The organism is Nonomuraea thailandensis, from assembly GCF_024172165.1.
GTDB classification, from domain to species: domain Bacteria; phylum Actinomycetota; class Actinomycetes; order Streptosporangiales; family Streptosporangiaceae; genus Nonomuraea; species Nonomuraea thailandensis.
The window spans coordinates 978,692-992,369 of the sequence record NZ_JAMZEB010000002.1; the positions used below are offsets into that span (position 1 = coordinate 978,692).

Sequence of the window (13,678 nt, forward strand, 5' to 3'; positions counted from 1 at the left end):
TCCGGCTCCCCGTTCCGCGCACGCCGTTCCCGGCAGGAATGAGGGTGGCGCGAGGATTGTTGACTGCGAGCATGTCGGACGAGACCGTACAGTTCAGCCCCACCGATTGGGTGCGGGAGCAAACGACGAAGATCCTGGAGACCGGGACCACCGAGGGCATCAAGGTCCTCGGAGCGCCGATCGTGCTGCTGACCCTGCGCGGCGCGAAGACCGGCAAGCTCCGCTACACCCCCGTGATGCGGGTGGAGCACGAGGGCCGGTACGCGGTCGTGGCCTCCAAGGGCGGCGCTCCCGAGCACCCCACCTGGTACTACAACATCAAGGCGCACCCCGAGTTCCCGCTGCAGGACGGGACCGTCACGGGCGACTACGTGGCGCGCGAGGTCGAGGGCGCGGAGCGGGCGCAGTGGTGGGAGCGGGCGGTCGCGGCCTACCCGTCCTACGCCGAGTACCAGGAGAAGACCGACAGGCAGATCCCGGTGTTCGTGCTCGAACCGAAGTGACAGGCGGGCCGGCGGCGTCCCCGCCGCCGGCCGCTTCCTTCCCCGGGCCTCAGCCCAGCGAGCCGACCGTCACCCGCCATTCCCGCAGCGTGCGGTCCTTGGTGACCTGGAGTCGCGTGTAGGGGTCCTGGTCGACGAGCGCCCGCGCCGCCTGCTCGTCCTCGGCTCTCAGGATGATGATGCCGGCCGTCAGGTCCGCGCAGGGACCGGCCGCGACGAGGCTGCCCTGCTCCAGCAGCTTGCTCAGATGCGCGAGATGCTCCTCGCGGCGCTCCGCCCTCAGCGGAGTGTCGTGGTAACCGTAGGTCAGAACGAACAGTGCCATGTCAGCCTCCCAGCCCGTACACCCGTCGTGCGTTGCCGGCGAAAACGGCGCGCTGGTCGGCCGGCGACAGGTGTGCCAGCGCGTCCTTCCACGTGCCGACCAGATGCGGCATGGTGGTCCACAGCTTCTCGACCGGGAAGTTGGTGCCGAACATGGCCCGGCCGGCGCCGAACCGCCCGATCACCTCGCCGGCGACGAAGGAGATGAGGCCGCGATCCACCCGGTGCACGAAGGTGCCCTGCCCGGTGAGCTTGACGACGACGTTCGGCCGCTCCGCCAGCGCGGCCATCCCGGCCCGCCACGCCTCGGTGTACTCGGGGCCGATGAGCATGCCCGCGTGCACGAGGACGAAGGTGACGTCGGGGAAGGCCGCCGCCAGCGCGACCGCGTCCGGCATCTGCTCGGGGAAGACCTGCAGCTCGAACAGCCAGCCGAGGTCGGCCAGGGCGCCGATGTTCTTGCGGAAGACCGGGTCCCGCATGCGGTCGGGCGCGGTGGCGTACCGGAACTCCGGGCGCTCGTGCCAGTGGAGCTGCTGCCGGACTCCCCGCACCAAGGGCGTGAGCGCGGCCTGACGGCGCATGACCTCCGGAGCGGCCTCGTCGAACAGGTCGGCCGCCGCGACGACGGCCGTCGGCCGGCCCGTCCGCGCGTGCACGTCGCGCAGCCAGCGCACCTCGTCCACGACCCGGTCCAGCGGCCAGTTCGTCTGCACGTAGACCGACTCGCCGATGCCCGAGGCCGTGGCCTCGGCGGTGTACTCGCCGATCAGGTAGTCGCGCCTGATCGCCTCGTACGGCCCGAAGATCCGCGGCACCATCGGGCCGGACAACCAGGGCAGATCCCGGGTCCGCCAGATGTGGTGGTGCGAGTCCACGATGTCGCCCGTGTACGCCTCGGACATGCCGATCACTCCCTGGCCATGGTCTGTACCTGCTCGTACGCCGTCCGCAGGTCACGCACGCCCGCGATCGCGTCCAGATCGGCGAGCACGGCCGACATGCCGCGGGTGACCGGCCGGTACGCCGGGTCGCAGGCCAGCGGCGTCCACCACAACAGCCGGTGGCTCAGCAGCGACAACCGCCGCACGGCCGCCCGCATCGGCTCGCAGTCGCCGCGTTCCAGGCCGTCCGACAGCACGATCACCAGGGCGCCGCGCGCCATGGTGACGTACCGGGCGTTGGCCAGGAACTCCTGGAGGGAGAGGCCGATCCGCGTCCCCGCCTCGGCGTCCAGGACGACCTCGCTCAGCGAGGCGACGGCCGGGTCGGCCTCCCGCGCCCGCAGCGGCCCGGTGACGCGGGTCAGCCGGGTGCCGAAGGTGAACACCTCGACCCGGTCGAGGCATCCGACCGCGGCGTGGGCGAAACGCAGGTAGGCGGCACTGTGCTGCTTCATCGACCCCGACACGTCGATCAGCAGCAGCACCCGGCGCTGCCGCCGCGGGCGGTTCCGCCGCCGCAACGTCACGATCTCGCCGTGGCCGCGCCAGGACTCGCGGCACATCCTGGCGACGTCGATCCACGGCCCCCGGCGGCTGGGCCGGCGACGGCGTGAGCGCACCGTGGGCATCGCGCCGCGCAGCTCCCGCCGCAGCAGCGCGAGCACCGCCCGGTCGTCCTGGCTCGCCGGGCCGAACACCGGGCGCCTCTCGCGCTCCGCGAACCCGGCCGCCAGGCCCGCCTCCCCGCCGGACGTCGCCGCGAACGGAGCCTCGCCGCCCTTCCCGCGCGGCGCGGGCGTCTCCTCGTCGGGGAGCTCCGGATCGGGGACGGGCCGGGCCGCGACCTCCCCGAACCAGCGCTCGAACGTGGGGGAGTACACCTCCAGGTCCGCGCGGGACATGGTGAGCGTGCTCGCCCCGATCCAGTACAGGTGCGTGGCGTCACGCGGGCCGGCGGCCTCGATCGCCCGGAGGAAGACCCGCTGCCTGGCCACCGGCACGCGCAGGCCCTGATCGTGCAGATCCCGCAGGAAGCCGTGCACGTGCTCGCGGACGCGCACGACGAGGGACGGCTCAGTCACCGAACACCTCCGCGGCGTGGCGGCTGACCAGGGTCAGGTCCTCCTCGTGCTTGACGAGCAGCCCGGCGGAGCGGCGCATCGCCTCCGGCCAGTCCGAGCCCTCGCCGGCCAGCGCCTGCACGCCGCGCGCCCAGGAGACCGACTCGGCGATCCCCGGCCGTTTCAGCAGAGCCAGCCCGCGGATCCGGTGCACGGCGGCCACGAGACGGGCCGCGCTCCTGTCGTCCAGGCCGGGCGCCTGCGCCTGGATGATCGCCCGCTCCCGCTCGGCGTCGGGGAAGGGGATCCAGTGGTACAGGCACCGGCGCTTCAGCGCGTCGTGCAGCTCGCGGGTCCGGTTGGAGGTGAGGACGACGAACGGGGCGTGCGCCGCCCGGATGGTGCCGATCTCCGGGACGGTGATCTGGAAGTCGCCGAGGAACTCCAGCAGGAACGCCTCGAACTCGCTGTCCGCCCGGTCGATCTCGTCGATCAGCAGCACCGCGCCGGAGGCCGCCCGCAACGCCCGCAGCAGGGGGCGCTGCAGGAGGAACTCCTCGCGGTACAGGTCGCCGGCGCCGCGGCCCTCCACCTCGGCGGCCCGCAGGGACAGCAGTTGCTTCGGGTAGTCCCACTCGTACAGGGCCTGGGAGGCGTCCAGCCCCTCGTAGCACTGCAGGCGGATCAGCTCGCGGCCGAGGACCCTGGACAGCACGTTCGCGATCTCCGTCTTGCCGACCCCCGGCTCGCCTTCCAGCAGCAGCGGAAGCCCGAGCACGCCGGCCAGGTGAACGGCGGTGAGCAGGCCCTCGTCGGCCAGGTAGCCCTCCGCGCCCAGCCGCCGGGCCAGCTCGTCCTGATCAGCCGGCACGGCCGGCCCGCAGCTCGTCGAGGCCGCGCAGCACCTTCTCCGGGGTGAACGGCATGCTCGTCAGCCGTACGCCCACCGCGTCGTACACCGCGTTGGCGATCGCGGGGATCGGCGCGTTGGCCGTCATCTCGCCGATGCCCTTGGCCCCGAACGGCCCGTTGCCGGCCGGCCGTTCCAGGAACACGCTCGTCTGCGCCGGGAGGTCGGCCGGCCCCGGCATCAGGTACTCGGCGAAGTCGGCGGGGCCGTGCTCGCGCGAGTGCGGATAGTACGGCTCGGTCGACTCGAACAGCGCGTGCGACAGGCCCATCCAGGCGCCGCCCTCGACCTGCTGCGTCGCGATGGCCGGGTTGAGCGCCCGGCCGACCTCGTAGGTGTTGTAGAGCCGCAGCACCTCGATGACGCCGGTCTCGTCGTCGACCTCCACCTCGGCCACCGTGCACGCGTGCGCCTGGCAGGAGTCCGGGTCCATCTCGCCGGTCTCCGGCACCGGGGTGCTCGGCTCCTTGAGGAAGATGCCCCGGCCGGAGATCGTCCGGCCCTGCCGGAAGTGCGCGGCGAGCGCGACCTCGCTGACGTGGATCTTCTTCTCCGGCGCTCCTCTGAGGCGGACGAATCCCGTGCCGTCGGTCTCCAGGTCATCCGCGTCGACCTCCAGCTCGTCGGCAGCGACCTGGAGCAGGACCTCCCTGGCCTCGCGGGCCGCCATGACCACGGCGTTGCCGACCCGGTGGGTGCCGCGGCTGGCGAACGTGCCCATGCAGTGCGGGCCGGTGTCGGTGTCGGCGGTGTCGACGATGATGTTCCCGATCGGGACGCCGAGCGTCTCCGCCGCGCACTGGGCCACGACCGTCCGCAGCCCCTGGCCGAGATCCACCGAGGAGAGCGTGACCACGAACCCGCCCATGGTGGTGGCGTGGACGAGCGCCTGCGACGGGTCGCCGCCGAGGTTCATCCCGGTCGGGTAGTTGACCGCCGCGTATCCGCGTCCCTGCCGTAACGTCATGCCTCAGCCCTCCGGCCGCTCGGTCGACGACATCGCCCGGTACTCCGGTGGCAGCTCGTGCCCCACCAGGGCGGCGGCGCTCTGGATCACCTCGACCAGCGCCGTTCCGGAGGCGATCTTGCGATGGGCCTTCATGTCGCCGTCCCGGTAGGCGTTCCCGAGCCGCAGTCGCAGCGGGTCCAGGCCCAGCTCCCTGGCGATGCGGTCCATCTGCGACTCCAGCGCGAAGTCGCCGATCGTGACGCCGAACCCGCGCATGGCGCTGGACGGCGTCCGGTTCGTGTAGACGCAGTGGCAGTCGACGTGGACGTTCGGGATCGTGTACGGGCCCGGCATGTGCGCCGCCGCCTTGGTGGCGCCGTACGGGCTGTGCCGGGAGTACGCGCCCGCGTCCACGTAGAGGGTGACCTTGCGGGCGACGATCCGGCCGTCGTCCATGACGCCGTCCTTGATGAGGATCAGCTCGGCCGCCCGGGTGGACGACACCTGCATCTCCTCGGCGCGGCTGTAGACGTACTTGGCGGGGCGGCCGGTGAGCAGGGCGGCCAGGCAGGCGAGGGGCTCCACGATGACGTCGACCTTGCCGCCGAAGCCGCCTCCGACGGTGCCGCCGACGACGCGCAGGCTGGTGGGCGGCACGCCGAGGATGAGCGCGGTGTTGTCGAGGGTGAAGAAGGCGGCCTGGGTGTTGCTGTGGATCCGCAGCCGGCCGTCGCCCTGGGGGACGACGACGCAGCCGGTCGGCTCGGCCGGCGCGTGCTCGATCGGGGAGGAGCTGTAGCGGCCCTCGATGATCCGGTCCGCCTGCGCGAAGCCCTGCTCGACGTCGCCGAAGCGGACCCGGCGGCAGTGGTGCCCCTCGTAGACGAAGTGGTTGGTGCCCGCCTGCTTGATGATCGGCGCGCCGTCGGCCAGCGCCTCCTCGACGTCGAGCACGGCGGGCAGGTCGGTGTAGTCGACCACGACCCGGGCGGCGCCCTCCCGGGCGGCCTCTTCGGTCTCGGCGACCACGGCGACGATCGGCTCGCCGCGGTACAGGACCCGGTCCTCGGCCAGCACCGGCTCGTCGTCGGGTCCCACGCCGATCAGGCGCAGCACGACGTACCAGTTGTTCGGCACGTCCTCGTGGGTGATGACCCGGAGCACGCCCGGCACTTCGAGGGCGCCCGAGACGTCGACCCGGTCGATGCGGGCGTGGTGGCGGACGGACCGGTGGATCTTGACGTGCGTCAGCCCGGGCGGCGTCATGTCCTCGAAGAAGACGGTGCGGCCGGTGACGTGGGCGCGGGCGTCCGAGCGCTGGACCGCGGTGCCGATGACGGTGAAGCCGCCCGCCCGCTCGTCCTTGAAGTACGCCTCGTCGATCGGCGTGAGGCGGCCCATCAGGCGTCGGCCTTCGCGGGCGCCGGGGTTCCGGCCTTCGCGGGCGCCGGCGGGGTTTCGGCCTTCGCGGGTGCCGGTGGGGTGGTGCGGCGTCGTCCGGCGGCGGACAGGACGGCGGCGATGATCGGCTCGTATCCGGTGCAGCGGCAGACGTTCCCGCAGATCGCCTCGGTGACGTCCTGGCGGGTCGGATCCGGCTTCCGGTCGAGCAGCGCCGTGGCGGACATGATCATCCCGGGGGTGCAGAACCCGCACTGCGTCGCGAACAGGTCGACGAACGCCTGCTGCACGTCACTGAGCTGATCTCCGTCGGCCAGACCCTCGATCGTCTCGACGCTGGAGCCGTCGACGGTCACGACGGGAACCAGGCACGCGACCACGGGCCGGCCGTCCAGCAGCACCGTGCAGCTCCCGCAGCCGCCTTGCCCGCACCCGCGCTTGGCCCCCATCAGGCCGAACGTCTCGCGCAGGGCGTCCAGCAAGGTCGTCGACGGCCGGGCGATCAGCTCCCGTTCGGTGCCGTTCAGCGTGAGCGTGACGATTGTCGAGGGCATACGCTCCCCCTTCAGGCCCCGAGCAGGGCACGACGCAGGTGGACGGGGTAGACGCGGGCGCGGTACCAGGCGGAGGCGTAGGCGTCGTCGAACGGCTCGACGGCGTCCGCTCCGGCCGCCCGCGCGACGGCCTCGGCGGTGAGCGGCGCGCCCAGCAGGATGCGCTCGGCGCCGGTCGCCCGCACCAGGCGGCGCGCGAGAGCGCCGAGCACGAGCCGGACGTCGCCGACCACGCCGTCCTCCACCGTGATCCGGGCCGCCACGGTGACGATGGAGCCCGAGTTGAGCCGCCGCCGGCTCGCCTTGTGGAAGCGGAACGTGCCCTCCGCCGGAGCGGTGAACCGGACCCGCGTCACCAGGTCGCCCGCGGGCAGGCCGTCCGTGACGACCCGCTCCAGCGGCTCGCGCCGCACGCCGCCCGTGCCCAGCACGTCGAGCTCCGCGTCCAGGGCGAGCAGGGCCGCCGCCAGGTCGCCGTACGGCTGCGGCACGAACAGGTTGCCGGCCACCGTGGCGAGGTTGCGGACCGGCGGCGAGGCGATCGAGCGCACGCAGGAGGACAGGTAGCTCAGCCGGGCGTCGTCCTCGATGTCGGCGAGAGTGGTGGCCGCCCCCAGGGTCACGGCGGCGCCCTCGACGTCGATGCCGCGCAGCCCCGCCCTGCGCAGGCTGACGAGCCGCAGATCACCGCCGGTCCCGTCGTTCAGCCTGGTCATCAGGTGGGTGCCGCCGCCCAGCGGGAGGGCCCCGGACTGAAGACCCGCGTGAGCCGCCTCGGCACTTTCCGGCATCTCAACCGATATCAGCATCTAGGCTCCAATTATCGATATCGATAATGTGAGAGTAGATGGCATGATCCAAGAGTCAAGGGCCCTCTTCAGGCATCAGGAGGCTTGTTGTCCGCAGCCACGGGTAACCCGCGCTCCGCACGGCCGACCCTGAGCCGGCAGATCCGCGACGGCCTGCTGGAGCGGATCGTCGCGGGCGAGCTCGGCGAGGGCGACCGCCTGATCGAGACGAAGATCGCCCTTGAGTTCGGCACCAGCCAGGCCCCGGTCCGGGAGGCGTTGCGGCAGCTCGAAGGCCTCGGCCTCATCGAGAGCCAGCCTCGCCACGGCAGCCGGGTGCTGCCCTTCGCCGAGCAGACGATCCGCGAGGCGTACATCCTGCGGGCGGCACTGGAGGAGACCGCGACGCGGCTGGCGATGCTGGCCGGAGCCCTTCCCTTCGACCGGCTGGCGGAGGCCGTCGAGGAGATGCGCCGCTGCGCCCGCGACGACGACGTTCCCGGCATCGGCCTGGCCAGCGCCCGCTTCCACCGGTACGTCGTGCAGGCCGGCGGCAACGGGCTGCTGGCCCGCGCCTGGGAGGCGCTGCAGATCGAGGCGCGCACGGCCATCGCCCTCATGGTCACCCGGCCGGAGCTGGAGCGGGTCGCCGAGGAGCACCGCGAGCTGCTGGACGTCATGCGCGCCGGTGACGTCGAGACGGCCTGCCGCCACGCCCGCGACCACCAGTGGGCCTACGCCGACACCCCGCACGACCCGTACGGGATGCCGAAACGCCAGGACGGGAGCGCGTGAGGGCGGGTCGCCCGCGAGCGCGCGGCGGTGCAGGCCGACAGGCGGAGCTCTTGCGCGCCGACCCGCACTGGCCCGCACCGACCCGCACTGACCCGCGCCGGCCCCGCATCGTCCAGGACCGCGCCGACCCGCGGCGGGCCTGTTCGCGGCGCGGTCCTGGACGATGTGCGGGCGTGGAGCATACTGAGCCTCTGGGGGGCACGGGCCGGCGAGGCAGGAGGTCGAGGTCCGCCGCGTGCGCGGAATAGGCGTGACCGCCGCAGCCGTTGGGCCTTCGGTGGCGCGAACGCCACGATGGTGGCGGATGATGCGGATGTTGTGCCCGGCATCGACCGCCTGACCTTCAAGGAGCAGCGCTTGCGTAGCGACTCGGTCGATGTGCGTCCCAGGGCCGCGTCCGCGGTCTATCCCGCCGGCGTGCTGGCGCCGCCGCCCCGCACCCTGGTCGACATCCTCGACGAGACGGCGCGGCTGCACCCGGACGCGCCCGCGCTCGACGACGGCACCGTGTCCCTGAGCTACCGCGACCTGCGCGCGGAGGTGGGCCGGATGGCCGCCGAGCTCGCGGAGGCGGGGATCGGCCGCGGCGCCCGGGTGGGCGTGCGGGTCGGGTCGGGGACGGCCGAGTTGTACCTGTCCATCCTCGCCGTGCTCGCCGCCGGGGCCGCGTACGTGCCGGTCGACGCCGACGACCCGGACGAGCGCGCCGAGCTGGTCTTCACCGAGGCCGCGGTGGACGCGGTCATCACCGGCGAGGTCACCGTGCACGAGGGCTTCGGTGACGGCGGCGGCCCGCCCGCGCCGGACGACGACGCGTGGATCATCTTCACGTCCGGGTCCACCGGCAAGCCGAAGGGCGTCGCGGTGACGCACCGGTCGGCGGCGGCGTTCGTGGACGCCGAGGCGGGGCTGTTCCTGCGGGAGCGGCCGCTGGGCCCCGGCGACCGGGTGCTGGCCGGGCTGTCGGTGGCCTTCGACGCCTCGTGCGAGGAGATGTGGCTGGCCTGGCGGCACGGCGCCTGCCTGGTGCCCGCGCCCAGGGCGCTGGTGCGCACGGGCATGGACCTCGGCCCCTGGCTGGCCGGCAGGGGCATTACGGTCGTCTCGACCGTGCCGACGCTGGCGGCGCTCTGGCCGGTCGAGCACCTCGCCGGGATCCGCCTGCTGATCTTCGGCGGCGAGGCGTGCCCGCCCGAGCTGGCCGAGCGGCTGGCCGTGCCGGAGCGGGAGGTGTGGAACACCTACGGGCCGACGGAGGCGACGGTGGTGGCGTCCGCGGCGCCCCTCACCGGCGGGCAGCCCGTACGCATCGGGCTGCCCCTCGACGGGTGGGACCTGGCCGTGGTCGGCGACTCGGGCGAGCCGGTGGCCATGGGGGAGACCGGCGAGCTGGTCATCGGCGGTGTCGGCCTGGCCCGCTACCTCGACCCCGGCAAGGACGCCGAGAAGTACGCGCCGCTGCCGTCGCTGGGCTGGGCACGCGCCTACCGCAGCGGTGACCTGGTCCGGGCCGACCCCGAGGGCCTGGTGTTCGTCGGCCGGGCCGACGACCAGGTGAAGCTGGGCGGGCGCCGGATCGAGCTGGGCGAGGTGGACGCCGCGTTACAGGCGCTGCCCGGCGTCACCGGAGCGGCCGCCGCCGTGCGCACCGCGGGCGGCGGGCACCAGATCCTCGTCGGGTACGTCGTCACCGGACCCGGCTTCGACGCCGGCGAGGCGCGCGAGCTGCTCGCCGACTCGCTGCCCGCCGCCCTGGTGCCGCGCCTGGCGCCGGTCGGCTCGCTGCCGACCAGGACCTCGGGCAAGATCGACCGCGACGCGCTGCCCTGGCCGCTGGCCGGACGGGCGGCGTCCCTCGATCTGAGCCCCGCCGAGGCGCGGCTGGCCGAGCAGTGGACCGCCATCCTGGGGGTGGCGCCCGAAGGACCCGACGACGACTTCTTCGCCAACGGAGGCACCAGCCTCGCGGCGGCCAGGCTGGTGTCCGTGCTGCGCCCCGACTACCCCGACGTGGCGGTGGGCGACGTGTACGCGCGGCCGACGCTGGCCGGCCTGGCCGGGCTCCTGGCCACCAGGGGCGAGCCCGAGCCCGCCCGGCCACCCGTGACGCCCATGCCGCGGCGGGCCTCGCTGATCCAGGCGCTGCTCATGGTGCCACTGCTCACCGCCGGCGCGATGCGCTGGATCGTGCCGCTGGCCGCGCTCGGCAACGTGCTGGCGCCGCCGTGGGCCCCGGCGCTGTCCTGGTGGTGGGTGGCGCTGGGCGCGCTGGCGTTCCTCACCCCCATGGGACGCATCGGCCTGTCGGCGGCGCTCGCCCGGCTGCTGCTGCGCGGCGTGCGGCCGGGCAGTCATCCGCGCGGCGGCGCCGTCCATCTCAGGCTGTGGTTCGCCGAGCAGTTCGCGGCCAGGCTCGGCGTCCCCGACCTGGCCAGCGCGCCCTGGATGACCTGGTACGCCCGGCTGCTCGGCGCCCAGGTGGGCGCCGACGCCGACCTGCACTCGCCGCCGCCCGTCACCGGGCTGCTCAAGGTGGGCAGGGGCGCGTCGGTCGAGCAGGAGGTGGACCTCAGCGGCCACTGGTACGACGGCGACGTCCTGCACCTCGGCGAGATCCGGATCGGCGCCGGCGCCACCGTCGGCTCCCGCTCGACGCTGCTCCCCGGCGCCAAGATCGGCAAGAACGCGCAGGTCGCCCCCGGTTCGGCGGTCGCCGGAGCGGTGCCGTCGGGCGAGCTGTGGGCCGGCGTGCCGGCGTTCCGCCAGGGCAAGTCACGCAAGCCGGGCGAGCGGGCCGCCCGCTCCGCCTGGTGGACGGCGCTGTACGGCGTGACCGCCTTCGCGCTCAGCATGCTCCCCGTCGTCGCGGCCGGGGCCGCCCTCGCGGTCCTGACCTGGTTCGCCCGCGGCACGCGCACGCTCGGCGAGGCGCTCACCGCCGCCCTGGCCGGCGTGCCGCTCGCGACGGTCGCGGGCATGGCCGTCTTCGCCCTGCTCACGCTGGTCAGCGTGCGGCTGCTCGGCCTCGGCCTGCACGCCGGGCAGCACCCGGTGCACAGCCGCCAGGCCTGGCAGGCCTGGGCCACCGGCCGGCTGATGGCCTCGGCCCGCGTCTGGCTGTTCCCGCTGTACGCGAGCGTCCTGACCCCGGCGTGGCTGCGGGCGCTCGGCATGAAGGTGGGCCGGGGCGTCGAGCTGTCCACGGTGCTCGCGCTGCCCACGATGACCTCGGTCGGCGACGGCGCCTTCCTCGCCGACGACACGATGGTCGCCCCGTACGAGCTCGACGGCGGCTGGATGCGCATCGCGACCGCGCGGATCGGCAAGCGCGCCTTCCTCGGCAACTCGGGGATGACCGCCCCCGGGCGCAAGGTGCCCAAGGACGGCCTGGTCGGCGTGCTGTCGGCGACCCCCAAGAAGGCCAAGTCCGGCTCGTCGTACGTCGGCATGCCGCCCATGAAGCTGCGCCGCACCGCGGAGGAGGGCGACAGGAACCGCACTTATGACCCGCCCGCGCGCTACAAGGTGGCCCGGGCCGTCGTCGAGGCGTTCCGCGTGGTGCCCGCCATGTGCGCCCTCGCGCTCGCCGTCCTGGCCGCCGGCGCGTTCGCCGCTCTCGCCTCCCGCTACGGCTTCGCCGCCGCGATCGCGCTGGGCGGCGTGGTCATGACGGCCGCGGGCGTGGTCGCCGCGGCGGTCGCCACGGCCGCCAAGTGGCTGCTGGTCGGGCGGATCAGGGCCGGCAACCGGCCGCTGTGGAGCTCGTTCGTCTGGCTCAACGAGCTGGCGGACAACTTCGTCGAGGTGCTGGCGGCGCCCTGGTTCGCGCGGCCGTGGCTGGGAACCGCGCCGCTCAACGTGTGGCTGCGCTCGCTCGGGGCACGCATTGGACATGGGGTCACGTGTGACACGTACTGGCTGCCCGAGGCGGACCTGGTGACCCTGGGCGACGGCGCGTGCGTCAACCGGGGCTGCGTCCTGCAGACACATCTCTTCCACGACCGGGTCATGAGCATGGACACGGTGACGCTCGAGGCGGGCGCGACGCTGGGCCCGCACGGCGTGCTGCTGCCGGCCTCGCTCGTGGGCGCCGACACCACGATCGGCCCGGCCTCCCTGGTCATGCGCGGCGAGAACGTGCCCGGCCGGACCCGCTGGTTCGGCAACCCGATCTCGGCGTGGCGATGACGCCGTACTTCCCCGCGCACGGCGACGACCGTTACGGCGTCTCGCACTACGACCTGAGGCTGGTCTACCGGGTCGCGGCCAACCGGCTCGACGGCACCGCCCGGCTGACGGTGTCGGCCGCCGAGCCCCTCGGCACGCTGGACCTGGACTTCGGCCGGCTCAGGGTCGCGGGCGTCACGGTGGACGGCGTGCCGGCGAGGTACACGCACACCCGGGACAAGCTGCGCGTCACGCCGCCCGCGCCGCTGCGGGAGGCCGTCGTGGAGGTGCGGTACTCGGGCAAGCCCGTGCCGGTGGCGAGCCCCTGGGGCGGGCTGGGCTGGGAGGAGCTGAGCGACGGCGCGCTCGTCGCCGGGCAGCCGATCGGCGCGCCGTCCTGGTTCCCGTGCAACGACCGGCCGGGGGACAAGGCGTCGTACCGCATCTCCGTGACGACGGCGTCGCCGTACCAGGTGATCGCGAACGGTGTGCTCGTGGACAGGCGGCGCGGCGCCGGCACCACGACGTGGGTCTACGAGCAGGCCGAACCCATGGCGAGCTACCTGGCCAGCGTGCAGATCGGGCGTTACCAGATCTCCGAGCAGGGCGGCGCGCGGCTGGCGTGTCCGCCGCGGCTGGCCGCCCGCGTGCGCCACGACTTCGCCCGGCAGGACCAGATGATGGCGCTGTTCGGCGAGCTGTTCGGGCCCTATCCCTTCGCCGGCTACACCGTCGTGGTGGCCGACGACGACCTGGACATCCCGGTGGAGGCCCAGGGCATGTCGATCTTCGGCAGGAACCATGTCGACGGCGTACGCGGCTGCGAGCGCCTGGTCGCGCACGAGCTGGCGCACCAGTGGTTCGGCAACAGCCTCACCGTGGCCTGCTGGAGCGACATCTGGCTGCAGGAGGGCTTCGCCGCCTACGCCGAGTGGCTCTGGTCCGAGGCGTCGGGCGGCCCGCTTGCCGGCGACCACGCCCACCGGTGGTGGCACCGCCTCACCCTGCTCCCGCAGAACTTCATCCTGGCCGACCCCGGCGAGCAGGCGCTGTTCGACGACCGCGTCTACAAGCGCGGCGCGCTGACCCTGCACGCGTTGCGCCGGGCCATGGGCGACGAGGCGTTCTTCGCCGCCCTGCGCGCCTGGACCGCCGAGCACCGGCACGGGACCGTCACCACCAGGGAGTTCGCCGGGCACGTCCAGCGGTACACCCCGCGGCCGGTCGGGCCGCTGTTGTCCGCCTGGCTGCACGACAAACCGCTGCCCCACCTGGTCTGACC

Annotated in this window: 12 protein-coding genes; 4 read left to right on the forward strand and 8 right to left on the reverse strand. The window is 73.6% G+C overall.

Annotation, left to right across the window (positions count from 1 at the left end; all coding sequences use genetic code 11):
* Positions 1–71 precede the first annotated feature (71 nt).
* A complete protein-coding gene (locus HD597_RS08540) occupies positions 72–503 on the forward strand; it encodes a nitroreductase family deazaflavin-dependent oxidoreductase (RefSeq protein WP_253741273.1) in 432 nt (143 codons plus the stop codon).
* 49 nt (positions 504–552) lie between these two features.
* Here the strand turns inward: HD597_RS08540 and HD597_RS08545 are convergent, their stop codons facing one another.
* From HD597_RS08545 to HD597_RS08575, 8 genes are read right to left on the reverse strand one after another with little or no spacing between them, the layout of a single operon-like run.
* Entirely contained in the window at positions 553–828 is a 276-nt protein-coding gene (locus HD597_RS08545) for a YciI family protein (protein WP_253741275.1), read from the reverse strand.
* Position 829: 1 nt separating this feature from the next.
* A complete protein-coding gene (locus HD597_RS08550; RefSeq protein ID WP_253741277.1) occupies positions 830–1,732 on the reverse strand; it encodes an amidohydrolase family protein in 903 nt (300 codons plus the stop codon).
* A gap of 5 nt (positions 1,733–1,737) precedes the next feature.
* A complete protein-coding gene (locus HD597_RS08555) occupies positions 1,738–2,853 on the reverse strand; it encodes a vWA domain-containing protein (protein ID WP_253741278.1) in 1,116 nt (371 codons plus the stop codon).
* Positions 2,846–3,703 carry an AAA family ATPase gene (locus HD597_RS08560; RefSeq protein WP_253741280.1) on the reverse strand — a complete coding sequence of 286 codons (858 nt, stop codon included), beginning with the start codon at positions 3,701–3,703 and terminating at the stop codon, positions 2,846–2,848. The genes HD597_RS08555 and HD597_RS08560 overlap by 8 nt, the downstream gene beginning before the upstream one ends.
* Positions 3,693–4,709 carry a xanthine dehydrogenase family protein molybdopterin-binding subunit gene (locus tag HD597_RS65745; RefSeq protein WP_308210577.1) on the reverse strand — a complete coding sequence of 339 codons (1,017 nt, stop codon included), beginning with the start codon at positions 4,707–4,709 and terminating at the stop codon, positions 3,693–3,695. Before HD597_RS65745 ends, HD597_RS08560 begins: the two co-directional genes overlap by 11 nt.
* Before the next feature lie 3 nt (positions 4,710–4,712).
* Positions 4,713–6,092, reverse strand: coding sequence for a xanthine dehydrogenase family protein molybdopterin-binding subunit (locus tag HD597_RS65750; protein ID WP_308210578.1), 1,380 nt, complete (start codon positions 6,090–6,092; stop codon positions 4,713–4,715).
* The gene (locus HD597_RS08570) at positions 6,092–6,646 is read right to left on the reverse strand and encodes a (2Fe-2S)-binding protein (RefSeq protein ID WP_253741281.1); all 555 of its coding nucleotides are present in this window, start codon (positions 6,644–6,646) and stop codon (positions 6,092–6,094) included. The genes HD597_RS65750 and HD597_RS08570 overlap by 1 nt, the downstream gene beginning before the upstream one ends.
* Positions 6,647–6,657: 11 nt before the next feature.
* The gene (locus HD597_RS08575) at positions 6,658–7,455 is read right to left on the reverse strand and encodes an FAD binding domain-containing protein (protein WP_253741282.1); all 798 of its coding nucleotides are present in this window, start codon (positions 7,453–7,455) and stop codon (positions 6,658–6,660) included.
* An 87-nt stretch (positions 7,456–7,542) separates the two neighbouring features.
* Between HD597_RS08575 and HD597_RS08580 the strand changes: the two genes are divergently transcribed.
* The 3 genes from HD597_RS08580 to HD597_RS08590 all read left to right on the forward strand — a co-directional run bounded on the left by HD597_RS08580 (position 7,543) and on the right by HD597_RS08590 (position 13,676).
* Positions 7,543–8,229 (forward strand): GntR family transcriptional regulator, encoded by a 687-nt coding sequence (locus HD597_RS08580; RefSeq protein ID WP_253741283.1) that lies wholly within the window; start codon positions 7,543–7,545, stop codon positions 8,227–8,229.
* 357 nt (positions 8,230–8,586) lie between these two features.
* A complete protein-coding gene (locus tag HD597_RS08585) occupies positions 8,587–12,417 on the forward strand; it encodes a Pls/PosA family non-ribosomal peptide synthetase (RefSeq protein WP_253741284.1) in 3,831 nt (1,276 codons plus the stop codon).
* Positions 12,414–13,676 carry a M1 family metallopeptidase gene (locus tag HD597_RS08590; RefSeq protein WP_253759276.1) on the forward strand — a complete coding sequence of 421 codons (1,263 nt, stop codon included), beginning with the start codon at positions 12,414–12,416 and terminating at the stop codon, positions 13,674–13,676. Before HD597_RS08585 ends, HD597_RS08590 begins: the two co-directional genes overlap by 4 nt.
* Positions 13,677–13,678: the final 2 nt, after the last annotated feature.

Excerpts from the sequence above, each read along its gene's own strand:
- HD597_RS08545 (WP_253741275.1), bottom strand. The coding sequence starts at position 828 with ATGGCACTGTTCGTTCTGACCTACGGTTACCACGACACTCCGCTGAGG.
- HD597_RS08570 (WP_253741281.1), bottom strand. The coding sequence starts at position 6,646 with ATGCCCTCGACAATCGTCACGCTCACGCTGAACGGCACCGAACGGGAG.
- HD597_RS08550 (WP_253741277.1), bottom strand. The coding sequence starts at position 1,732 with ATGTCCGAGGCGTACACGGGCGACATCGTGGACTCGCACCACCACATC.
- HD597_RS08575 (WP_253741282.1), bottom strand. The coding sequence starts at position 7,455 with ATGCTGATATCGGTTGAGATGCCGGAAAGTGCCGAGGCGGCTCACGCG.
- HD597_RS65745 (WP_308210577.1), bottom strand. The coding sequence starts at position 4,709 with ATGACGTTACGGCAGGGACGCGGATACGCGGCGGTCAACTACCCGACC.
- HD597_RS65750 (WP_308210578.1), bottom strand. The coding sequence starts at position 6,092 with ATGGGCCGCCTCACGCCGATCGACGAGGCGTACTTCAAGGACGAGCGG.
- HD597_RS08540 (WP_253741273.1), top strand. The coding sequence starts at position 72 with ATGTCGGACGAGACCGTACAGTTCAGCCCCACCGATTGGGTGCGGGAG.
- HD597_RS08590 (WP_253759276.1), top strand. The coding sequence starts at position 12,414 with ATGACGCCGTACTTCCCCGCGCACGGCGACGACCGTTACGGCGTCTCG.